The sequence below is a fragment of the Seramator thermalis genome (genome assembly GCF_004138125.1).
In the GTDB taxonomy this organism is placed as follows: domain Bacteria; phylum Bacteroidota; class Bacteroidia; order Bacteroidales; family Dysgonomonadaceae; genus Seramator; species Seramator thermalis.
The window spans coordinates 172,370-195,832 of the sequence record NZ_RXHS01000001.1 but is presented as its reverse complement, the minus strand read 5'-3'; the positions used below and the strand labels follow the sequence as shown (position 1 = coordinate 195,832).

Sequence of the window (23,463 nt, the reverse complement as noted above, 5' to 3'; positions counted from 1 at the left end):
CTACAGTTTAACAGTTTAATTGATTTATTGGAAAAGAGCCTTGAATTTATGAGGTATTTGTTTGATCCTCCTGATCTCAATATCCTTATAAAAAACCTCTGCGGCCTCGCTTTGTAATTGGATCTTACCTTTAACCAGCGGTTTGAGTGTTTCACCATCCCGGTAAACCGATTGTGAAAGGGCCATCACCGCATGGCCGTTGATGATATGGATACTTTTATCTTCAAAACAGATCAACTCCACCTCGTTCCATTCTCCTGGTTTTTCGTAATCGGCGCTGTGCTGAACAAACCCACTCCTGTTTCCACCTGCCCCCATCGCAGTATCAATTCCGTCAGGATCAAAGATGCCCATATCGCTTCTGCTACCGGGATCTTTTATCTTTATGTGGGAGCCACTATTGGCAATAGCCCAGTAATCACCAAACCCGCCTTCCATAATCTGAAATTCCTGGGCCAACATCCATGACCGCCAGTAATCCACTCCGGCCTCTCCCTGCGAATGGTATAGTATCCCCGAGTCCATGGGTTCATTCAGCCGCGGATCCCATTTTTTGGTTCCCCATTTTACCTTCATTTTCAGGTGATAATTTTCAAACTCCTGTTTGGTGAAAACGCAACCATAAATTTCACCCGATATCCTTAGAACCGGCACACCGTCTTGTTCAATTACCGAAAAGACATTTTGTCCTTTCTTATTATAACCTATTGGCTTTAAAGGTTTTCCTTCTTCATCTTGAGGAACCTGACCGTTATAGCCGGTTTGATGCCTGTAACTGAGGTAGGTTTCCCATGCGGTCAAATCTTTGTCAAGCAAACGAATCCACTCCTTTTGGTTGCTAAAGGAGCATATTGTACAGGATAAAATCACTGCAAGTACTATTTTAGTTATTTTTATGCCTTTTTTCATTCCCGTCAGTTAAATGGTTTGGAATTCAGATTTCTAACTTTTGTATACCCGGAATACCTTATCGCTTCCACTCCCGGCACAACGCGGTACGACATTCCATCTAAAAATACGCTATCCACTTTATCAAACCCCATCATAGGTCTCACCTCGTTTCCAGTATAATCCAAACGCACGTTTTCAAATGTTATATTCTTAACGTTACGCACATAAAATCCCCAAAACGGAAGTGGTCTTGATTCAGTCCGAGGCCTGTCGAACGCAGTTGTAGTTAAAATGTCTTTGTCATTAACATGATAGGCTATCGACACATTTTTGAACAAGACATTTTTAAACCGGCTTCCTTCGGGCCAGGCCTCTACCGAACAAGCATTCCGGTAAATTCCGGTCGCTGTCACATTTTCCACCCGGATATCATTTCCATTGTTACCTTCGTTTAGTACGATGGTCAAAGCCGTTTGAACATCTCTGATCCGAATGTCGTGAATAAATATCTGCTCCAGGTTTCCGTGACCGATCCCCCAGGCTCCTGGCTGCATGATGATTCCCGTCAGCGAGTTGGTAACCAGCGGATTGTTTAATGAGCCCCGCCTGTGTCCAAAAACCCCGGGCCCTGATATTTCACAATCTTTAATTTCAAGATTGGTTGCCGGCAAAATTAACCGCACACCATTACATGAACTGTTGATCAGGCATTCTGAAATTTGCACATTTTCCCAATATCCTCCTGCGATTGCATCATCACTGGTATAAATTTTACAATTTTCGATCTGTATATTTTTACCACCCCTGATATGAATGCCGTCCGATCCTTCTGTTATCGTCAGGTTGCTTAATTCAACATCTTCAATATTTGCTCCCAGAATATTGTAATTTCCTGACCTTGAAATCCTCACACCGGATATTTTCACATTTGACGATTCCCCAATCAGGATGCCATGCGGCCCCCGGAATCCTTCTTCACCCTGCTTATCGATGACTGTGCCCCCGTCAATTGTACCGGTACCGGTGATGGTAACATTCTGCACATTGTCAACCAGGATCAACGAACGGGACCATACTGAATTACCTTTGATAGGCAAATGAATAGGGCGGTCCGGGTTCTCCTTCCTAAAGTTGAAACTTTTGTACAGCCTGGTATCGTTTGTTCCAACGATAGTGGCATTATTTTCAAGATACAACGTAACATTGCTTTGAAGCAAAATTGTGCCGGTAACAAACTTTCCCTCGGGCACCAGTATGGTGCCGCCCCCGCTCGAAGCACAGGCATCAATTGCGCGGTTGATCGGTTCGGTATTAATTGTAACACCATCTCCAACAGCGCCAAACTCTTTGATGTTATAAACCGCCGCAGTGTCGCTTATTTGTTCTGGTTGAAAAGTACCGGCTAAACATAAGTCGGCGCAACATATGGATAAAAGTATAAAAATGGGCCAAAAAATATGTCTTTTCATCATAACATACGGGATATTTTTTTGTGGGCTGAAATTTAAATGATTTACATTTGGGCAGCTTCTAAAATCAAAATCCAGTCGTTACCATGTTGTCCAAATTCACCCGGTGGATCAAATAAACGGATTCCTTTATTTTCAACGAATCCTATTTCATCTATTGTTCCTTCACGCGGATTATACCAAGAGGCTGTTCCTGAACCGACCAATTTACTTAAGTTTACACTAACCTCTTGTCCCTTATTCAGGTACAATAAGATAAAAGACTTATCATTAGCAACAATTGCACGGATATTATCCTCATCTAAAAAATTAGTACCATAGATAACTGATTGATCCACATGAAAACTTCCCAAGGGAAATCGGGTGAAAAGCTTTTTCACATGTCTCATATCCTCAGCACCCGGACGATCCAATGCCTCATCCCAGAAGTTCAGACAGGGGACAGCATACCTTGTTCCCGGTTTATACATTTGCCAGATTGCATTATTCCCATAGGTATAGCCTGCCCCGCCCGAGAAGAAGGTCCAATAAGCTTCTATTCGAATATCATAATCATCAAAAAAGCCATGCTGGAAAAAATCCTTGTCTTTGATTAATCCATCTTCACCAATTACATCCTCCTTCTTTTTCCCAAATTGTGAATAATCATCGAAGTGCCAAAACAATACTGGAATATCTTCATAAGCAGGTTCGGCATTTACCCATGGTTTTATGGGGATAAGTTGTTGAAATACCATTCCAAATTCATAAATCTCTGTTTGAAATTTTTTGAAATGGCCACTTTGGATAATATTAAATGAAAGCCAAGGTTCATTATGAAACCAAAAATGAGAAGAAATCGGAGCAGTGGGATGATAAGAAATCAAATTTTTGCCACCAACTCCCGATTGCAAGCCTTTGCCCATTGCTTTCCAAATCAAATATTCCTGGTCAGTTTGGACATTCCTGTCTCCACCCAATATCCAAATGACAGGTTTATCTTTATATCTTTCGGAAAGGAATTTGCCATAGTTAAAAGCATTCTCAACGTTAAAATTAGCACCTCTCCCATTACGGTCAACCACATTATTTGCCCATGTTGGGAGTAACCCCATATACATCCCCCTCCTTTCTGCTTCATCTACAACAAAATCCACATATTCAAAATATTTTTCATTTGGCCGTGTTGGGTCCATATTTAAAAAAATGGAATCACCATAGGCATTCCTTTGATTAAATCCACCCATCATAATTGTTGCCTGTATAACCGTAAAGCCTTTCTCTTCCCGGTTATCAAGGTAAGAAACTACTTCTTCTTTGGTTAAATCATTAAATAATTCCCAGGCAGTATCCCCAATCCATAAAAATGGTTCGGTAGTTTCTGTTTCTATTATAGTTTTCCCCAATGTTACAAATAATCTCTGAGAGAAAACATCTGAATTAGGCAAAATTGAAATAAAGACCAAGAAGAATATAGACATATTTTTCATCTTTTTTAAATTAATATAGATTTATTTATAAATAGAGGGTTTCAACCATTCACCAATATCGTTCATTAAAATCATATTTTTATTACATAATCTTTTAATTTCCTTAATATTACCGGATATTATATCCAAATACATTAAGACATAAGACCTGATTTTTGTATGGATTAAATCTCCATACATTTCAAATTACAATTAAGTGGCAAAAGATTGAAAAAAGATATAAACGAGGCCGCCTCATAAAAATATTCATAAAAATTTTTCCAAGACAACCCCGCTTAATAAAAATTACTAAATGGTTATATTAATGGCCGGTGCGTAGTTAAACCTTGCTCCAGATGCACTACTTAAAGCTCCTATACGAAAATAATACGACCTTCCGGCTATAAAATAAGGATTATTTAAATCGATCTGAAGGGTATGAATTTTGTCCGGATCGGAATTTAAATCTGCTGTACTTTGCGACATTACAAGACTTGTATTGGCGCCTACAGCTATATTAGGATGTGAAAATAATCCAATACGGGCAATATTATCGCCGGTTGTTTTTTCAACTTTAAACGTAGCTGTAACAATATTTCCATTTCGAACAATCGAAGCATCTTTGATTCTTAAATAGGGAATTACTAAAAAATCAAGTTTGGTACTTCCTTTGATTTCGAAAGTGTCTATAGGAGCTATTGGTTGAAAATTTCCCTGTACTGCACTAATCTTATATTCACCTGGAAAAATCATACTGTTCCGATAAGTACCATCGTGTTTAACAACAAGCGTTTGTGTTATATTTGTTTGGCCTGACACCCACCCATGTTCAATAATTTGAATTACAGTACCTTGCACAATTTCACTCTGAACAGGTTCATTGGTTTCCGCATCAATAAAGGTACCAAACAATTCTGCACTGGGAGCATCATAATTATCTATTTCACAAGAATATACTAAAGCCAGCACGATAAAAAACATAATATATTTTAAACTATTCATAATTTTTAATTTTTAATTTTAAAATTCATTTCCTTTATAAAATTCTGTTGATGTTAGTATCAGATCTCAATTAGTTTGCATTATCCTACTACTATATCTATTGATATTCAAAACCCTTACTATTGAAAATAATTAAAACTATTAAGTGTTCTGTACTTACTCAGAAAATTTTTATAAACTCGTTTCATTTAACCCGTTGGATTTTGAATCAAACCGTTAGCTTCAATACCTGGGATTGGATAGTAATACCAGTTAATTGGAAATGGTCTTTCAACTGCTGCATGAAGGAGATCTCTTACAAAAATGTACTTGGGGGGACTTACGCTAAGATCTAATACCGGCAGCATTGCCCATGCCAACCGATTATTAAAATATACATGGTGTTCCCTTCTCCTTTTCATGTCTGCATCCCTTTTATTTTCAAAAAGGAGTTCGACCCTCCTCTCACGGAATATATTCTCTTGTGTAAGTGGAACCGGGGCCATAAAAGCAGCACGTCTTCTTATATCATTCAACGCTTTTGTAGCTTTATCAACATCCCCCAGTCCGCTTTCAATAACAGCTTCTGCATAATTTAATAAAACTTCGGCATACCTTATATCCATCCAATCAGAAGTTCCAGCATCCCTTTGTGCAGTACCTCTTTCCTGAAGAAATTTTCGCATTGAATATCCGGTTTTGGTGTTTCTGCTGGCCACACTGGAATTGGAATTAAATCCCGAATAATCATCCGGATTTTGTGCTCCCCATGGCCAATATGTCACTCCATTAAGGGTTATTCCCTCTGAAGGGATCCCTGTTCTTATCTGTGGGGTACCGTCCGGCATAATTAAACCGGCCTGTATTACAATCTTAACACCTCTCATTATACTACCCGGGAGGACAGTATAAGCGTGCAACCTGGCATCTTTGTCCCTGAAAGGATCCAAAGGTTCGTCAAAATGCAGATAAGTTTTTGATGGATTATATCCATTATAATCATCCACGTCATTGGGATCGGTAGTGGTAATAATTGGGGCCGGCTCCCCTGGATGAGAATATTCCTCAAAAAGATCAACCATTTCAACCAGTGGATTCATACGCCCCGGATATGGGGCTCCAGCTCTTACCTGAGCAGGACTGAACCAGAAATCATAGTTATGCCCTCTTCCTACAACATTAAACCCGCGGATAAATATAGCTTCCATTGGGGCAATATTGGGATCCTGAAACATTTTAATATAATTTTCAGTTGCTTCTTCAGGTGTACTTGGCGTGGGTGCATACAATGAATATTTACCTGAATTTATTACTGTTTCAGATGCTGCTATGGAAGCAGCAAAGAATGCTTCTGCATCACTAGGAACCATACCCACTAACTTTTTATCAACTGCTTCTCCCTGTAAAGGTGCTAAATGCCAGTATTTGGCCAAAGAACCGGCATAAAGCCCGACCCTTGATTTAAGTGCCTGCGCAACCATTTTACTGGCTCTTCTTCCTTCTTCTTCTCCCCAGGAATCAGGTAATTTTTCTGTTGCCGCATCCAGTTCATCCAATATAAATTCAAATGTTTCCTTCTCGGTACTTCTCGGTACTTTGAGAGACTCCAGATCATTGGGATCATATTTCTGGCTTTCTTTTATTAATGGTAAACCGCCATAACGCATAGCTAACCCAAAATAAGCATAAGCCCGGATGAAAAGAGCTTCTCCCGTCATGTAATCTTTAATCTGGTCTGTCACTTCTAATGTGGGTATCGCATCTAATAATAAATGGACATCTCTTATCAAGCGATAACCTTGTTCCCAGTAATGAGGAGCCGCATAACTAGTCGCCACACCATAATTACCTATCCATTCGGTATGTATCGCTTCATCCGTGTACATTGCCCTGTTTCTCCCACCATTTGTATTGGAATGCCAACCTTCTTCACCATAACGGAAATCTTCAACAGGCATTTGGTAATACAAATTTGCTAAGTAAAGTTTTAGGCCATTTGGATCACTAAGTACATTTTCTATGGGCATTTTATCTTGAGGTTGCAAGTCCAGAACATCATTGCACCCAGATGCTATCAATAGAGTTACTAAAAGTAAAGCTGATGTTATATATTTTAAAGTTTTCATACTTATAAATTTTTTAATAATTCACTAAAATGTCACATTTAGACCAATGTTAAAATTCTTGGTCAAAGGATAATTGTGACCATATGTGGCTGTACCAGGGCCTGCAGTTTTCTCCGGATCTAATTTTTTTACTAACGGATCTTTAGTCCAGGTTAAAAGATTAAAGGCGTTTGTATATACACGAAGACGCTGAACCTTTATTAGTTCCAATATCTCAGGTTTAAAAGTATATCCGATTTCCAGATTCTTCAATCTGACATACGTTGCGTCTCTTCTCCATAAATCACTCTCCACCTCTTTTTGCATAGTTTGGGTTGCATTAGGCCTGGGAGCAGGCCACTTCCCAGGTATCCATTCACTATTTATATCATATGGATCGGCCTGATGCCACCTATCCATAAAATATGCTGGCAAGCTACCTGAAAACCAAAACCACTCGGCAAGTGTTTCAGTATATCTCACAGTATATCCACTTGCCCCCTGAAACAGTATTGCTGCATCAAAACCTTTCCAATTAAGATTAAGCATCAACCCAAAATTTAATAACGGAGTGGCGCCAAATTTATAAGGAACTACGCCATCGTTATTATTAATAATCCCATCATTGTTTCTGTCTTTAAATCTGTAGTCTCCCGGTAATTCTCTGATAGATTGAAATTGCTGAAGAGGAGAATTATTTATTTCTTCAAAGCTTGTAAATTGACCGTCCGTTTGATATCCGCGGACAAAGTTTGTCCATCTGTTCGGTGCATCATTACTTAACCATCTGTCGTATTGGCTTTGAAAAGGGCCCCGTTCTCTATGGCGTATCATTGTCCGGGCCCAGTTCATATTCCCACGGATTTCATAGTTAAATCCGTTGATGTTGTTCCTGTGTCCAAGTTCCAAGTCAAAACCAGTTTGACGATTGCTATTCAGGTTTTCCTGTGGAAGGGTTGTTCCAAATGTATTTGGTAAAGATACTGCCCGTGTAGCTAATAGTCCCTTTTGTTCCCTGTTGTACACATCAAAAGTCACATCTAGTTTTCCATTCCATAAGCTCAGATCAAAACCTATATCGGTAGTTTCATTAGTTAACCACGATAATAAGTTATTCGTAAGCGCAGGAGATTGAAGTCCATTTAACTGAGTTCCGTTTGTAAATTCCCAAAAACTGGGTCCTCCAAATGTGAAACCGGGCAAGTATTGAAAAGGATTTCCCGCATCTGTTCCCAATACACCATAGGAGGCACGTAATTTTAAATTTGAAATAACGTCATTGTTTTTTAAAAAATTTTCCTCAGATATTCTCCATGCGCCGGAGACAACTGGGAAGAAGCCAAATCGATTGTCTGGATGGTAACGATAAGAGCCGTTGTAGTTAAATGCGAAATCAATCAGATACTTTTGAGCAAAAGCATAATTTAACCTTCCAATATAACTGATCCTTGCATTTTGATCCTCCCACCCATTGGTCGTTTGGTTAGCTTCATTGGCAAAACGAAGCTGATCGTTTGTAAAAAAATCTCCATAGTATCTTCTGCCTTCCAGCCCACGAAGCCAACCTTTGTACTGTTCAGCAACCAGCATTAATTTGACATCATGATCCGCCCCAATTACTATGTTATAATCTGCGCCGATACGCAGCATATAAGTGTTATTAACAGTAGACTGGTTATAAAGATTCTGATCGGGTCGGCGAAAGATGGGATTGTAAGTATCTGTTTCAGCATTATACGTATATGTATAAAATGCTTTATAAAGATTTTTATTTAAGTAAGTTCCTTGATCATACGATCCAAGACCTGTTATAACTAAATTTTTAAGAAAAGGAACAGTGTATTTCAACTCAAGACTTGATTGTAAATTTCTATTTTCATTCTCATTGAAACCTGTCAATTCTCTTTGCGATGCTGCCAATGGAGTAACTCCAAGGTTGGTGGTGGCAGGATATAACGGATTGTTATTTGCATATGGATATTCTGTAGGTAGAGTTACAATTGTATTTCTAGCAATCTGTTGAAAACTTTCCCCTGGTTGATATGCTTTATCATATAAACCAGCAATGTTTACCCGCACACGAAGATCTTTTGTTAGGTTGGCGGTAACATTACTCCTTAAATTAGCACGGTCATAGCCCAGATCACCGCTTTGTAACATTCCATTATCTTTAACATATTCCAACCCTATATAATAGGTTACATTTTCATTTCCTCCGTTAGCTGATAGATTATGTTGAGTTTGAGTTGAGAAATCCTTCATTGTTAATTTCCACCAGTCAGTGCCTTCATAACCTGGAAGGGTTCCGTCCTGCCATTTTTGTAACTCTTCTCGTTCAAAAGCAGGTGAAGAAATTCTACCTGGGTTAGAATATAGTGCAGCTTCGTTTAGCATCATTGTATACTCAGCCGCTGTCGCTTGCCTGACACGATCAGTAATAGCAGATGTTCCTACTACTGCTGAATAATTAAATGTTGTTTTGCCTTTAGTACCTTGGTTTGTTGTAACAATAATTACTCCATTTGCAGCTCCGATGCCATAAATTGCTGCAGAAGCATCCTTAAGTACACTTATACTTTCAATATCTTCAGGATTTAATTTTTGAAACGCCCCGGCATCATTCCTGATGACACCATCAATAACATACAATGGATTTCCAAAACCACGAATTTGTATATTATTGTCAAATTGTCCCGGTTGTCCGGAATTTTGACGGATATTTAAGCCAGCTACTTTTCCTTGTAGTTTTTGGGCAAGACTTGAATGGGTTGCAGTCTGTATGTTTTCTGTTCTTACGGATGAAATTGAACCTGTCAGGTTAATTTTTTTTTGCGTCCCATACCCCACAACAACAACTTCCTCTAACGTTTGTGTATCCTCTACTAGGGTAATGTTTAGGGTATTTTTGCCGGATGTATTCACTTCTTGTTCGAGATATCCGATATAGGAAATTCGAATAGTGGCATTATCTGAAACATCTAAAGTGAATTTTCCATCCATGTCGGTTACCGTTCCATTGGTAGTGCCCACTTCAATGATATTGGCGCCAATAATGGGTTGCCCATTTTCGTCAAGTACTGTACCCGAGATTCGTTTTTTCTGTTGTTGTTGGGTGTTTGCTTCGATCTGGTTTTCAGGCGATTCATTTTTATTCGTTGAGAGGATGATATGATTTCCTTCCATCGAATATTTTATGTCTTTATCTTTCAGCATCGAATTTAGTACACTCGAAACTGCTTCTTGCTTAGCTTTCACCGATACTTTTTCGTTGGCATTTACTTCATCGTTGTAAATGAACAGATAATCGGTTTGCTTTTCGATTTCATTCAGTATTTCCTTAATGGTTGCATTCCGTTTATTGATGGTTACGCGAGCATTTTGAGTATAGCTCAACTCGGCCATCGAACAAAAGACGCAGGTAAAAAGCAGGAAAATGGTTGTTCGCATGATCAATAAAAAATGGTTAATGGGTATTTTTTTTATCAAAAGGTTACCCGACGAATTGTTTTTATTCATACATTTGTAAGTGTTTTTAATTAATACAGTTAGGAATTAAATTGTGTTGATTTTTTACTCTGACCGGCAGGTGTTGCAGCACTCGCCGGTTTTTTTGTTTTTGCTATTGTTTCTTCATAGGCATTGCATTTTAGTGGTGAATGATTAGTTGATATAAATGATTTGTTTCTCGTCGTCTCTGTTGTAAGAAAAATGGATGCTTTTTTGCAAAACGCGTAGGGCATAATCTACGCCGTCAGCCTGACGAAATTTCCCTGTATAACGGTGTTGAGGTAATTTTTTGGTATTGATCTCGATTTGAATATCGAAATATTTTTCGAGCTCGAAAAGTATGTCTTCGAGTTTCATGTTGTCGAAGGCAATCAATCCGTCGCGCCAAAGGTATTCGTCGGTATTGTCGATAGTAGAGATAAAATAATGATCGTTTTGAAGCATCCCTTTCTGATTGGGTTTGAGTGTAGCAAGTTTGGTATTGTTTTGATATATGTCAACACTTCCTTCAAAAAGGCTGGTAACAAAGTTCTTATACTCCGAATAAGCTTCGAGATTGAAAGTTGTTCCCGTAACGCGAACTTCGCCTTGATCGGTTTTCACGATAAAAGGTTTTTTCTTGTTTTTGCTAACGTCGAACCATGCTTCGCCATCCAAAAATACTTCACGATTTTTTCGGGCAAATTTTGATGGATATCGAAACGTGGTATTGGCATTGAGCCAAACGTTGGTGTTATCGGCAAGAATCAGGTTAATGCGTTGACCCGGAGGCACGATAATGGTGTTATACTGTTGCGATTTCGAGCTTTCGGCATAAAAAAACAATCCGGTTGCAATAACGAGAAGTGCAATGGACGCTACCGTGGACACTATCCACGGGGTTATGTGTTGATGGAAGCTTTGTCTCGATATTTTTGAAGGCGTAGATAGCAGCAAAGCGTCGTATATCTTTCTTTCACGCAAAAAATCGGCATAGTTATCATCTGAAGACTCGATCCAATTTCTTACGGATTCTTCCTCCTCGATGGTTGCTGTTCCATCAAAAAAACGATATAACAGGTCTTTATTCATTCGCTTTTTTATTCCCTATATAATTAATAACAATCGAAGATGTGAATACCCTAATCAAAAATTAAAAATAAAAATTTTTAATGGAAATAAAGATTGAAGTTTTTTGAGAACAGTGTAATATCCTTTTATCATTTGAATCGAATAGTTTTGCCGGTTTTGACCGATTCTTTTGCTGCGTCCAATATTTTAACCACAGTCAGGTTATTTTTCAACGAATATAGTCCATAATCGGGCATTTGAATCTTGCCGCGAATTACATCTGCAAAATAAGAGAAAGGATCTTCATAAACCTGAATATCTTTTGCACTTACATGAATTACCTTTTCATCATTCATCCCTTCTTTCTTTATTCGTATTTCATTCCCATTTATCGCCTTTATGTAACCCGATTTGCCGTAAATTTCCATATCTTTTCGGTTGAAAGGCCAATTCCACGATGCTTGTATGATACATTCCGTTTCGGGGTAGGTAACAATGATGGTTGCATCATCTTCTACTTTCGGATAAATGTCCGGTTTGTAATGCATTGCAATCGCAGTTACGGATATTGGTTCGGCCCCCTTCATAAGATAAGTCATAAGATTGGCTCCATAACATCCAAAATCCATTAAAGCACCTCCTCCATTCTGTACAGGATCGGTCAGCCATTCCAAAAACTCTTTATTGACGCCTATTTCTTTGGGTCCTTGATGGCCATCATGCATAATCACTTTCGTTAAATTTCCTATAAAGCTGCTGTCATTAGCTAATTGAAAAGATTTCGCCGTGCTCGGATACCGGGATGTTTCGTAATCGGTGAGCAAATGGATATGATATTTTTCAGCCAGTTCTTCCATTCTTTTGGCATGGTCGATGTTGACCGCAAGCGGTTTTTCCATCATCACATCGATCCCTCGCGGTGCACAAGCTTCGACAACCGCCATATGTTCATAAATAGAGCCAAAAGCCACTACTGCTTCAGGCTTTACCTGATCGAGCATTTTCTCAAGATCGCTATAGATTAGTTTGGAATCAAATCCGTATTTTTGAGCGTACCTAAATGCCATCGTGGTGTTTGGCTCATAAACTCCAACTAACTGAAAATCTCCTTTATCGGGCCTTTCCAAAATAAAGCTGATATGTCCATGACTCACACCTGCGATAGCCAGTCGAATCGGCTTCGGATTTGTTGACTGTGCCTTCATTTCAGTGAAAAGTATAAATGTCAGAAAGCAAAACAATAGAGCTTTTTTTAAAATATTCTTCATTATCGTTTTTTTGATTATAAAAATCGCTATTAATCGGATTGAAAATATGTTCACTTGAAAATTTCTTTCATCAAATCATTTAACGATGCAACAGGATGAAAAGGAGCAGGCAGATAAAGTCCTTCAGAGCGAATCGGAGCGCACGGAGCGCTTTTGAAATATGATATTCGATGGTTTTTTGGCTTACATTCATTTTCAGGGCAATTTCGTTATAAGATAGTCCATCGAAACGATTGAGAAAAAAAATCTGACGGGTTTTTTGTGGCATTTTTTCGAGTGTCTCATTCAGGATATGCTGAATTTCATCTGAAAAAATGAAATCGGGATCGCACGCTTCCAACGTGTTCAGATTTGTTGTGAATACCCACTCTGAGTGGTCGTTGAGTTCTCTTTCTGCCTTTAAACGTATTTGCTCATGTTTCAGATAATTAATGCATTTGTTCTTTACAATGGTCAGAATATAAGCCCGTGGATTTGTTTCGTCCGAAAGAATGGCTCGATTTTCCCAAAAAGCAGCAAAAGCTTCCGAAGCGAAATCCTCGGCAACGGCAAGATCTCGTACATAACTCTTGGCAAATCGTACGATTCGTTCGTAGTATTCGTTGAATAATTCGTTAAATTGTTTTATGTCAGAATGCGAATTCATTTTTATACTCCCTAAATATCGCTACAAATGTAAAGATTATTTTACATGTAAATTAGTATTTTAACAGAAATATCTATTTTCGGCATCATAAATTTTAGTTAAAACTTCTTTTGTCATTATGGAATGATTATTTTTGTGAAACCTAAAAATATTATCACCCGATGGAACGTATAAAATTGGCAATTGCGGACAAGATTCTTGAGACCACTTCGCAAGATGACGAAACGATGAAGCAGAATCTGAGTAGGATACGGCGATTTAGCGATTTTGCAGAAGCATGCAAATCTCTAATGGTCAAGTATCCCGAAATTGAGGATGAGCTTTTGGAAATGGTTCGTACGAACGATTTTGATACTTCGCGCGCTTCGCGTCGTGTCGATTTCATCATTAACAAATCCACTCTCTCGGCCTCTTCATCTCATCCGTTGTCCATACAGGCAGATGTGGAAAATTCCGGACAACCTGTCGATATGGATCTTTCAGGTGAAAATGTTGACGAGCCCGATTCCCAAAAAAACACCGACGCACATGCAAATGACGCTTCATTCATATCGGAAAATGATGCCGGACATCATTATTCGGTGCATGCCGGTTACGTGGATGCTGATGAAGAAATCGTTTATGCGACATTAAACGAAGAGGAGGTACCCGACGATAGAAAACTGAAAAAACAAAAGCAACAGAAGATTTTTTCCATCGTGTGGAAAACACTTGCGGTTATATTGGTTTTAATTTTGATCTATCTCATCGTCAAATTTGTTGTCAATTATTGGAAATATATTTTAACAGTTCTCCTTGTGTTGGCCATAATAGTTGTATCGTGGGTCTATTACAAGAAAAGAAATAAGTAAACTGAAATGAAAAATCCGTTAAATAATGGGTGCAGGCCAAAAATCAATTATCTGACTGTTTTTTTTATCGGTACAACTATCATTCTTTTGGTTTTGCTGATAATAAACCAATCAAAATCTACAAAGACTGAGGAATATACGAGTGATATGGTTTTAAGCAAAATTGTTTATTTGCAAGAGTTGTCACTCGTCAAATACAACTACACGGGCGTTATCAGTTACAAGGATTACTACAAAATACTCAATATCAATGTTCCGCTTACCGAAAAATCTTTTTTGATTAAATATGGCGGTTATGTTAAAGCAGGGGTCGATTTTAGTCGAATCAAAGTTGATGTCGATAACCGAAGTGTGCATGTATCGGTTCCGAAAGCTAAAATTTTGGATACGGTTATCGACGAAAATTCGGTAAAAGTGTACGACGAAAGTCAAAATGCTTTTAATCCGATCAAAATCACGGATTACAATGAAGCTTTGAAAAAAGAAAAAAATACGATGATTGACGATGCTCTCAAACAGGGAATACTTAAGGAAGCTAATGAACAGGCAAAACTTGCAATTAGTGCTTTATTACAAGGACTGGGTTTTGAAAAAATAGAAGTTACCGAAGAAATTGCTTTGCCGGAACTTCATTGATAAATATTTGGAACAATGAAATTCACAACACAACTGTTGATTTATTGGATTGCGATATTGTCTCTCATTTATTTCCCTTTTTCGGTGATAATTTTGCCGATTTTGGGTGAAAGTGTAAATGGATGGATGCTGACGGGTGGATTTCTTCTTTTTTGTGCGCTTCCACCTGCATTTATAACGGCAATATTTTATAAAAAGCTCGATTATATGGAATCCGACGATCTAAATCCTCCTCGGTTTAAAGGACAGAGAGAAGCCGTGTTTCGTATCAATCCACGCAGCAGTCATCCATTCGATGATGTCTTGCAGCGTATCGATCGTCGTTGGATCGTTTCCTTTTCCGACCGGAAAAATCATGTTCTTAAATTTAGAACTGATTCGCGGATGATGGCTTGGGGTATTGGCGGATACGTAAAAATGAACGACGATTTGACTGTTCAAATCGTCGTATATCCTGTTTCAAGCAGTTCCTTGCTAACCGAAAAAGTGATGGAATCGACTCTTGCGAGTTTGCGCTCGCTTTTTGCGGATTGATTTCACTCGTTGGGAAGGCTCAATCGATGTCCTTCGCAATAGCGAATAATGGTCGTTTCCAAGAAATGTACGAATTCCTCGTGTTGTTCTTTGGTAATCATTTTAGGGTAACTCAAGATAAGTAGCTCCTGAGGCTCCGCTTCTAATCGGTAAGGCAAATGCACGAATCGATAAGGCGTAAGCGTAAATCCGGCTCTTTCATAAAATTGCAGGCGGCGTACCGACAAATCGTTTACGAGTGGATCGATTTCGAGAATAATGGTGTGCCCCGAATCACAAATCGATCGAAGTATTTGCGATCCGAATCCCTGACTTCTAATTTCGGGATTAACCGCAAGATATTCGATATAACGATAGGTATCCCATTCCCAATAAAATATAATTCCAATCAACCGGTCTTCATCCCATGCCGAAAGAGGAAAGAATTGTCGGTTTTCCGATGCACGGATATGGTCTTCCATTTTGCGTCGTTCGGCAAAGGGAAAACTCTCTTCGTACAATTTCCAAACTTCGTTCCACCGAATGGTATCCGATGGTTTTATTTTTAAAAATTCCATGAAAGAAAAACGTTTTTTGGGTATGATGTTTTCAAATTTCGCACATTCCGTCAGCCGAACACGATTGCCCTTTCGTTATGCTCAGCTCTTCCTTTTCCAAACGGTTTTTCCTGTTGTTGTATGCTTTGTTGAGCACTTTCACAAACAAATCTACCGGTTCAGATCCGATTATCGCCTGCCTGCGATCCATCAGAAAAGTTGGAACGGTATCGAACCCCAAATTTGCCGCTTCTTGCATATCTTGTTTTATTTCGTATAAAAAATCGTCGCTTGCCAACATTTGGCGAATTTCGGCTTCGTCCAAACCGGCATCTTTTCCAATCGAAATCAGTAAATCGGGATCGCTATAATCGAGGCCGTCTTCAAAATAAGCTTTTCCCAACAGGGTAACAACGATATTGTCTGTCCCTTTTTGAGCAGCCAATTTTATCAATCGGTGAGCGTCGCGAGTGCTTGCTGCAACGGCATTCGGAAGATTGAATTTGACGCCTGCTTCGTTGGCGAGCTGTTCGATTCCTTTATACATTTGTTTCAAACTTTCTTCCGACATCCCCATATTTGTCAGATATTCCGATACCGGAATTCCATGTCCATTACCCGGCAAATCGGGGTTGAGTTGATAAGCTTTCCATTCAAGCTCTATTTCGTCGGCATGATCGAATCGGGCAAGTGCCTTTTCGTAATGTTTTTTGCCTATGTAGCAGTAAGGACACATAATATCCGTCCATACTTCAACTTTCATCTTTTGTTCAGTCATTTTTACTATCGAATTTTAATTCCGGGTGAATTCATTTAACAACATTACACGGGTTATTGTTTCCGCAATTTGCTGTGGAAACTAAATGATCCCTCAAAAATTAAACCGCCCGTTTTATGAATTTCAGGCGGTTTAATAGATAAGAGGGATTCTGTTAAAAGTTTCAGGCTTTGTTCTTGCTTGGCTGCTCCATTTGATTATTGGCAACTTTCATCGTAATTTGTTTGGTTTCGTTGTCAAAATCGATTACGAGCGTTTCCCCTTCTTTGATACTCGTTCTCAGTATCATTTCGGCCATTTCGTCTTCGATGTATTTTTGAATGGCTCGCTTGAGCGGGCGGGCTCCAAATTGTACATCATAACCTTTTTCGGCAAGGAATTCTTTGGCAGCTTCGGTAATCGTAACCTGATAACCAAGTTCGGCGATTCTTTTATAAAGTCCTTTCAATTCCAAATCGATGATTTTGAAAATCGATTCTTTGCTGAGCTGCTCGAACATGATAATGTCGTCCACACGATTCAGAAACTCGGGGGCAAATGCCTTGTTGAGGGCTTTCTGAATGATTCCTCGCGAATATTCGGCGTCAGCAACATTCGCGACCGTATTAAATCCGATTCCACGCCCAAAATCTTTCAATTGTCGTGTACCGATATTGGAGGTCATGATCAAAATCGTGTTTTTAAAGTCGATTTTTCTGCCCAAGCTGTCGGTAATATGTCCCTCGTCCAAAATCTGAAGTAAAAGATTGAAGACATCAGGGTGTGCTTTTTCGATTTCATCGAGCAAAACTACGGAGTAGGGACGACGTCTTACTTTTTCTGTCAATTGTCCGCCTTCTTCATATCCTACATATCCCGGAGGTGCTCCTACGAGGCGCGAAACGTTGAATTTTTCCATATATTCGCTCATGTCGATGCGAATGAGATTCTCGGGCGAATCAAACAGAAATTCGGCCAATTTTTTGGCAAGATGGGTTTTGCCTACTCCTGTTGGTCCCAGGAACATGAATGTGCCGATGGGTTTATTCGGATCTTTCAGTCCTACCCGGTTGCGTTGAATGGCTTTAACGACCTTGTCGATCGCTTCATCCTGCCCGATGACTTGCGATTTCAGCACATCTTTCATTTCGATGAGGCGTTCGCCTTCGGCTTGTGCAATACGCTGAACGGGAACTCCCGAAATCATTGCTACCACTTCGGCGACCTTATCTTCGTCCACAATTTCGGGCTTTTCCTTGATTTCCTTCTGCCAACGTTCTTCCTCGGCTTCGAGTGCAAGCAGCAGCTGACGCTGTTTGTCGCGGTAGCTGGCAGCCAATTCGTATTTTTGAGCCTTGACGGCTTCGGTTTTCAGCTGTTCAACCTCTTTCAGTTCGGCTTCCAACTTCTGGATAGTCTCCGGAATTACAATATTCGAAATGTGAACTCTTGCTCCTGCTTCATCGAGCGCATCGATTGCCTTATCGGGAAAAGTGCGGTCGCTGATGTATCTGTCTGTCAGTTTCACGCAAGCTTCAAGTGCTGCGTCGGTATATCTGACGTTGTGGTGCTCTTCGTAACGTTCCTTGATGTTTTTCAAAATCAATAATGTTTCCTCGGGTGAGGTTGGATCGACAATTACTTTTTGAAAACGACGTTCCAATGCACCGTCTTTTTCGATGTTCTTGCGATATTCGTCCAGCGTGGTTGCCCCGATGCATTGTATTTCGCCTCGTGCTAATGCCGGTTTCAGCATATTGGCGGCATCAAGAGATCCTGCCGCACCTCCGGCACCTACAATGGTGTGTATCTCGTCGATGAACAGGATGATATTGGGATTTTTCGAAAGTTCGTTCAAAATTGCCTTGATACGTTCCTCAAATTGTCCGCGATATTTTGTTCCTGCGACTATCGATGCCATATCGAGAGCTATGACACGTTTATCGAACAGTGTGCGCGATACCTTCTTCTGTACGATGCGCAATGCCAGTCCGTCAACAATGGCCGACTTTCCAACTCCCGGATCGCCGATGAGGACGGGATTGTTTTTCTTGCGACGACTCAAAATCTGAGCGATACGCTCGATTTCTTTTTCACGACCGACCACAGGGTCGAGTCGGTTTTCCATTGCAGCTCGTGTGATGTCGGTACCGAAATTGTCGAGAACGGGAGTATCTGATGTTTTGGCTTGTGGTGATCCTCCATGACTTCCCGGATTGAAAGATGATCTTTCGGACATGTCATCGTCGTCGTCATCCGTGAAATTAGGTCCCATTGTGGGGCTGTCTGCCTCCCCGTTTCCCTGACGATCTTCGAGTAGGTTCTTGATATACAAAAAGGTACTTGCATAATCCAAGTGAAATTGCTTTAAAATTGTATATATGAGCGTGTTCGAATCTTTGAGCAGAGCAAGCAAAATGTGTTCCGAATCGGTTTCCGCACTTTTTGTCAGTCTTGCTTCCAATATGCTCATTTTTAAAGCTTTTTCCGTATTCTTATTGATTACGAGTTCACCTGTACCTTCATATGGCTCCTGTACCTGACGAATATGCAAATCGATATTTTCTTTCAGAGCTTGAAGATCTACGTCGAAATCTTGCAGCACCTGAATTGCCATCCCTTCTCCATTTCGAAGTATGCCGAGCATTAGATGTTCGGGTCCGATATAATTGTTTTGGAGTCTCCCTGCTTCTTCACGGCTGTAAGCCATGATGTCGCGGACTCTTTGTGAAAAATTATTTTCCATTTTTTATTCCCTTTCGTAGCATGTATCGACTACAAATATACTTATAATTTTATTATATAAAAGAGATGCAAAAATAGTGCCAGATATTTTACAGTATTTTATGGGCAGAAAACAAAAAAAGGCGACCCGAAGAAGTCGCCTTTAAAGATATTTTTTTGCTTAGGCAAGATAAGAGGTAAGCATCCAAACGCTTTTTTCTTGTTCCGTCAAAAAATCGCTGATCATCGCTACCGTTACTTCGTCGGAGCCTTCTGCTGCCAGGTCGAGAACTTTTCTTTCTTGCGATATTAATATTTTCAATGATTCGAGTATGAGTTTTACAATTTCATCAGGATCGCTTACTACTCCGCTTTCTTTAATCTGAGAAGCTTTCAGATAATGGCTGAAATTGTGTGCAGGAACTTCTCCCAACATGAGGATTCGTTCTGCAATCTCATCTATTTTTTCGGCTGCGTCGTCGTACATTTTTTCGAACAACTCATGCAACTGATAAAATCCGCGCCCTTTCACGTTCCAATGAAAACCACGCATATTCGTATAAAATACCTGAAAATCGGCTAATAAGGTTTGCAACTCTTCTGCCACGTTTTTAGCCGTTTTGGCTTCTAACTGTGTGTAATCTAATGTTTTCATAATGCACTTTGTTTTAATTATTAATATTTATAACTGATGCAAATATATAAAGTATTTCGATATATTCAAAATAAATATCCAAGAATATATTATAGAAAATATTTATATTATGAATTTAAAGTTTTTTTCGTTTTAATACAATCCAAATGATCATCGGTGCTCCAAACAATGCTGTAACCGCATTGATCGGAAGCGTTCGATTCGATATAGGCACCTGTGATATGATGTCACAGATGATCATCAAAATGCCTCCGGACAGGAGTGTTGCAGGAATCACGATTCTATGATTGACAGTACCGAAAAGAGCTCTGGCAAAATGTGGAATTACGACACCAACAAACGCGATTGGCCCTGCGAATGCAGTAATGGTGCCTGTTACGAGTGCCGTTATTGTGATAAGCACAATGCGTATCGATTTTATATTTAAACCAACAGTCGAGGCATAATGTTCGCCTAAAAGCAGACTGTTAAGATTTTTTTGTAGAAAAAAAGAAGACAATATTCCGATGATCACAATCCCTGCCATGATAGGCATTTTGTTCCACGTGACGTTGCTCGTGCTCCCAAACGTCCATGTAACGAATACTTTCAACGAATCGGGATCTGCAAAACTTTGCAAGATGGTGACCGCTGCACTTGCAACGTATCCGAAAATCATACCTAACACCAAGATGGTGATCGAATCATTGATTCGAGAAGAGACGAACAAAATGAGCAGAAGTGTGAGTGCCGCTCCTGCGATAGCTGCAATCACCTGAGCCATGCTCCCAAGCGTAGAAATTATCGGATAAAGAAAAGAACCGTTCAGCATGGTCAGTAAAGCCACACCCAATCCGGCACCGGCGCTGACTCCCAATACATCGGGACCGGCAAGTGGATTTCTAAACAATGTCTGCATAAGCAAGCCGGCCACTGATAAAGATGCTCCGGCAAGAATCGATGTCAGTGCTTTAGGCATTCGATAGTTCCGCACGATCTCGTCGGTGATGGTATCGCCCGAGCTTCCCCAAAGTGCAGCCCATGTTTCGCGTATCGATATGTGAGCATTTCCCACGAAAAGATCGCAAAAAAAAGCTGTTAAGAGCAGGATTACGAGAATTGAAAAAAGTATGGCATTTCGTTTCACAAAGCATTATCCGTTTTGAGGGGTTTGATGTAAGTGAAATGGTATTGTGGCAGAAGCGCGGGATAAACTGCTTTGATGAAGTCCGAAAGAATCAAATCGGGATTGGCTATGGCGCTTTCAAAAAAATCGTTGCCTCCCGAGGGTGTTACCCTGTTTTTGTTGTTGAAAACGTGCTTATCCTTTACCGATTTTAGCAGTTTGTATTTTGGATCCTTTTCATTGAGCTCTTCGTACGAATCCGCCGTACACCCAAACCAATAATCGGCTTTTCCAAATTGTGTCAGGATGGTTTCGATGTCCAGTCCAATGCTGCCACTATTGTGGTCGTCCTCATAATAATAATTGAGATTGGCATCACGAAACAGGCAGGCGTTAAAACTTCGTCCGCCGGGCACGTACCATGTTCCCTGAAAATTATCGCCGGCCATAACCGAATATTTTTTTTCAACCCCGCCAACCTTTTCCTTCACTTTCAGATATCGTTTTTCAATTTGGTCGAAAATACGGTCTGCGTCCGCTTCCTTATCGAAAAATACGGCTATCATTTTTATCCACTCTGCACGAGCCAGTGGCGAGTTTTCCATCCATTCGAGGTTGTAAATAACCGGTATACCGGCTTGGACGAGGCGCTCCGAATACTGATCGCGTTGGGCGTAAGCCGACGTAAGGATCGCATTGGGTTTTAGAGCGAGCGTTTTTTCGAGATTCATTTTAAAGGGATCACCCAAATCCGCGATGCTGTCTTTTGCAATTCGTCGCAGAATATTAGGATTGTAAACTCTGAATCCATCGGTTATACCTGTGATCTTGTCAATTTGGCCTAATTGCTCTAAAAAATCAAAATAGGCGAATGTGTTCACTACAATTGATTCCAATGGAATTTTCAGATTTGTTCCTTCAGATGGAAGTTTATCCCCGTTCGTTTTGTAAAGATTGTAAGTTTGATACGGAGTCCAATTATTCCAGGGATTGAGAATTGTCAGGCGTGTGTATCCATCAAAATGTTCTATCCGAAAACCTTTGGCATATTTAATGGCCGTAAACGAATGCGGTTGACTCTCCGATGATGAATTGGAGGACTTTTGCTTTCCCGTGCAACCAATAATCAGAAAGACGAAAATGCCGAAAAACAGTGTTATTGCATTATTTTTTATTCGGAGTCGCTTCATTTTTTTGTTTTTTCTTGACAGAAGGCAATTTAACTTGTTGTACCTTCATTTTGGTTGTAACCCGGGGTTCGGCAGTCGAGCCGGGAATATATTCGTAGCGATACATGTTGAAAAACAGCAAGAAAAGTGAAAGCAACAACGGGCCAAATATCACTCCCCAAAATCCAAACATCGGAATCCCGATGAAAACGCCGAAAATAGTGATCAGCGGGTGAATATCGGCCAATTGTTTTTGTAGTAGAAATCGTATCACATTATCCACGCCACTAATTGCAATCGCACCATATAAGGCAAGTCCTATTCCACCAACTATGTTACCTTGAACAAAAAGTACTATGGCCAATGGAAGCCACACAATGGTGGTTCCCACAACCGGAAGGATGGTGGCAAATGCCGTAAAAATTCCGAAAAGTAAAGGATTGGATGTGCCGAAAAAAACATATCCCAAATATGCCACAAGGCCTTGAATGACTGCCAAAAGCGGTATCCCAATCGCATTTGCTTTGATAATCGATCGGGTTTCTTCGGCAAGAATTTGCTTGTTTTCCTCATTGAACGGAATTATTTCGCGAATAATTTTCCCGAACGATTGATAGTTGTAAAGCATGAAGTAAAGCACAAAAATAATAACGATTGCGTTGATGGAAAGTGAATAAACACTCGATCCGAGGATTTGTATCAAATTGCTTCCCAGTTTGGGAAGCATGGATAGGTTTTGGGGTGTAAAAATTTCGATATGCAATCGACTTTCTATTTTGTTTATGAACCCTGTTGTTTGTTCCAAAATCAGCTGAGGGTCAATATGTATGCCCGAAAGCGTATCTATTACCAACAATGCTACGCCTGTGAGTGGCAACAGAAAAAAGAGAAATGCTTCCAATAAAAGTATGATTGCGCTGAAAGCTTTTCCAAATTTTAGTTTTTCGCTCAAAAAAACCATCTGCCTGTTCAGTAGCACATAGAGTGTGAATGCGCCTAAAAGGCCGCTCATGTAGGGGCGCGTTTGGTTAAAAAGAATCAAACCCAACACTACAATCAATCCTATCAACGTGTAGCGTTGCTTTTTATTTATAGACTGTTCAATCGACTGTTGTTCCATATTTTTCAATT

General features: G+C 39.8%; 19 protein-coding genes. 3 read left to right on the top strand and 16 right to left on the bottom strand.

The window, feature by feature from the left end:
* Positions 1–24: 24 nt before the first annotated feature.
* The 9 genes from EJN84_RS00885 to EJN84_RS00845 form a co-directional block, all read right to left on the bottom strand.
* On the bottom strand, positions 25–870 hold the full coding sequence (locus tag EJN84_RS00885) for a 3-keto-disaccharide hydrolase (RefSeq protein ID WP_238943882.1): 846 nt from the start codon (positions 868–870) through the stop codon (positions 25–27).
* A 44-nt stretch (positions 871–914) separates the two neighbouring features.
* Complete coding sequence (locus tag EJN84_RS00880; RefSeq protein ID WP_129593660.1) at positions 915–2,363, bottom strand: glycoside hydrolase family 28 protein; 1,449 nt, start codon at positions 2,361–2,363, stop codon at positions 915–917.
* A 41-nt stretch (positions 2,364–2,404) separates the two neighbouring features.
* The gene (locus EJN84_RS00875) at positions 2,405–3,829 is read right to left on the bottom strand and encodes a glycoside hydrolase family 140 protein (RefSeq protein ID WP_129593659.1); all 1,425 of its coding nucleotides are present in this window, start codon (positions 3,827–3,829) and stop codon (positions 2,405–2,407) included.
* Positions 3,830–4,117: 288 nt separating this feature from the next.
* Entirely contained in the window at positions 4,118–4,810 is a 693-nt protein-coding gene (locus tag EJN84_RS00870; protein WP_129593658.1) for a DUF3823 domain-containing protein, read from the bottom strand.
* Positions 4,811–4,998: 188 nt separating this feature from the next.
* The gene (locus tag EJN84_RS00865; protein ID WP_129593657.1) at positions 4,999–6,915 is read right to left on the bottom strand and encodes a RagB/SusD family nutrient uptake outer membrane protein; all 1,917 of its coding nucleotides are present in this window, start codon (positions 6,913–6,915) and stop codon (positions 4,999–5,001) included.
* A gap of 24 nt (positions 6,916–6,939) precedes the next feature.
* Positions 6,940–10,410 (bottom strand): SusC/RagA family TonB-linked outer membrane protein, encoded by a 3,471-nt coding sequence (locus EJN84_RS00860; protein ID WP_129593656.1) that lies wholly within the window; start codon positions 10,408–10,410, stop codon positions 6,940–6,942.
* A 144-nt stretch (positions 10,411–10,554) separates the two neighbouring features.
* On the bottom strand, positions 10,555–11,472 hold the full coding sequence (locus EJN84_RS00855; protein WP_129593655.1) for a FecR family protein: 918 nt from the start codon (positions 11,470–11,472) through the stop codon (positions 10,555–10,557).
* A 128-nt stretch (positions 11,473–11,600) separates the two neighbouring features.
* The gene (locus EJN84_RS00850) at positions 11,601–12,719 is read right to left on the bottom strand and encodes a Gfo/Idh/MocA family protein (RefSeq protein WP_129593654.1); all 1,119 of its coding nucleotides are present in this window, start codon (positions 12,717–12,719) and stop codon (positions 11,601–11,603) included.
* A gap of 79 nt (positions 12,720–12,798) precedes the next feature.
* The gene (locus tag EJN84_RS00845; protein WP_129593653.1) at positions 12,799–13,365 is read right to left on the bottom strand and encodes an RNA polymerase sigma-70 factor; all 567 of its coding nucleotides are present in this window, start codon (positions 13,363–13,365) and stop codon (positions 12,799–12,801) included.
* Between the two features lie 161 nt (positions 13,366–13,526).
* Here EJN84_RS00845 and EJN84_RS00840 point away from each other — a divergent pair, with 161 nt between their 5' ends.
* From EJN84_RS00840 to EJN84_RS00830, 3 genes are read left to right on the top strand one after another with little or no spacing between them, the layout of a single operon-like run.
* Positions 13,527–14,216 carry a hypothetical protein gene (locus tag EJN84_RS00840; protein ID WP_129593652.1) on the top strand — a complete coding sequence of 230 codons (690 nt, stop codon included), beginning with the start codon at positions 13,527–13,529 and terminating at the stop codon, positions 14,214–14,216.
* Positions 14,217–14,222: 6 nt separating this feature from the next.
* On the top strand, positions 14,223–14,852 hold the full coding sequence (locus EJN84_RS00835; protein WP_129593651.1) for a DUF4230 domain-containing protein: 630 nt from the start codon (positions 14,223–14,225) through the stop codon (positions 14,850–14,852).
* A 15-nt stretch (positions 14,853–14,867) separates the two neighbouring features.
* Positions 14,868–15,386 carry a hypothetical protein gene (locus EJN84_RS00830; RefSeq protein ID WP_129593650.1) on the top strand — a complete coding sequence of 173 codons (519 nt, stop codon included), beginning with the start codon at positions 14,868–14,870 and terminating at the stop codon, positions 15,384–15,386.
* A 2-nt stretch (positions 15,387–15,388) separates the two neighbouring features.
* Here EJN84_RS00830 and EJN84_RS00825 read toward each other — a convergent pair whose 3' ends face one another.
* From EJN84_RS00825 to EJN84_RS00795, 7 genes are all read right to left on the bottom strand, one after another.
* On the bottom strand, positions 15,389–15,943 hold the full coding sequence (locus EJN84_RS00825) for a GNAT family N-acetyltransferase (protein WP_129593649.1): 555 nt from the start codon (positions 15,941–15,943) through the stop codon (positions 15,389–15,391).
* A 31-nt stretch (positions 15,944–15,974) separates the two neighbouring features.
* Positions 15,975–16,685, bottom strand: coding sequence for a DsbA family oxidoreductase (locus tag EJN84_RS00820; RefSeq protein ID WP_165003992.1), 711 nt, complete (start codon positions 16,683–16,685; stop codon positions 15,975–15,977).
* 178 nt (positions 16,686–16,863) lie between these two features.
* Complete coding sequence (locus EJN84_RS00815) at positions 16,864–19,425, bottom strand: ATP-dependent Clp protease ATP-binding subunit (RefSeq protein WP_129593647.1); 2,562 nt, start codon at positions 19,423–19,425, stop codon at positions 16,864–16,866.
* Positions 19,426–19,584: 159 nt separating this feature from the next.
* The gene (locus EJN84_RS00810) at positions 19,585–20,058 is read right to left on the bottom strand and encodes a Dps family protein (protein ID WP_129593646.1); all 474 of its coding nucleotides are present in this window, start codon (positions 20,056–20,058) and stop codon (positions 19,585–19,587) included.
* A 115-nt stretch (positions 20,059–20,173) separates the two neighbouring features.
* Positions 20,174–21,184 (bottom strand): FecCD family ABC transporter permease, encoded by a 1,011-nt coding sequence (locus EJN84_RS00805; protein WP_129593645.1) that lies wholly within the window; start codon positions 21,182–21,184, stop codon positions 20,174–20,176.
* Positions 21,181–22,353 carry an ABC transporter substrate-binding protein gene (locus EJN84_RS00800; RefSeq protein ID WP_129593644.1) on the bottom strand — a complete coding sequence of 391 codons (1,173 nt, stop codon included), beginning with the start codon at positions 22,351–22,353 and terminating at the stop codon, positions 21,181–21,183. Before EJN84_RS00800 ends, EJN84_RS00805 begins: the two co-directional genes overlap by 4 nt.
* Positions 22,328–23,452 carry an AI-2E family transporter gene (locus tag EJN84_RS00795; protein WP_129593643.1) on the bottom strand — a complete coding sequence of 375 codons (1,125 nt, stop codon included), beginning with the start codon at positions 23,450–23,452 and terminating at the stop codon, positions 22,328–22,330. The genes EJN84_RS00800 and EJN84_RS00795 overlap by 26 nt, the downstream gene beginning before the upstream one ends.
* Positions 23,453–23,463 lie beyond the last annotated feature (11 nt).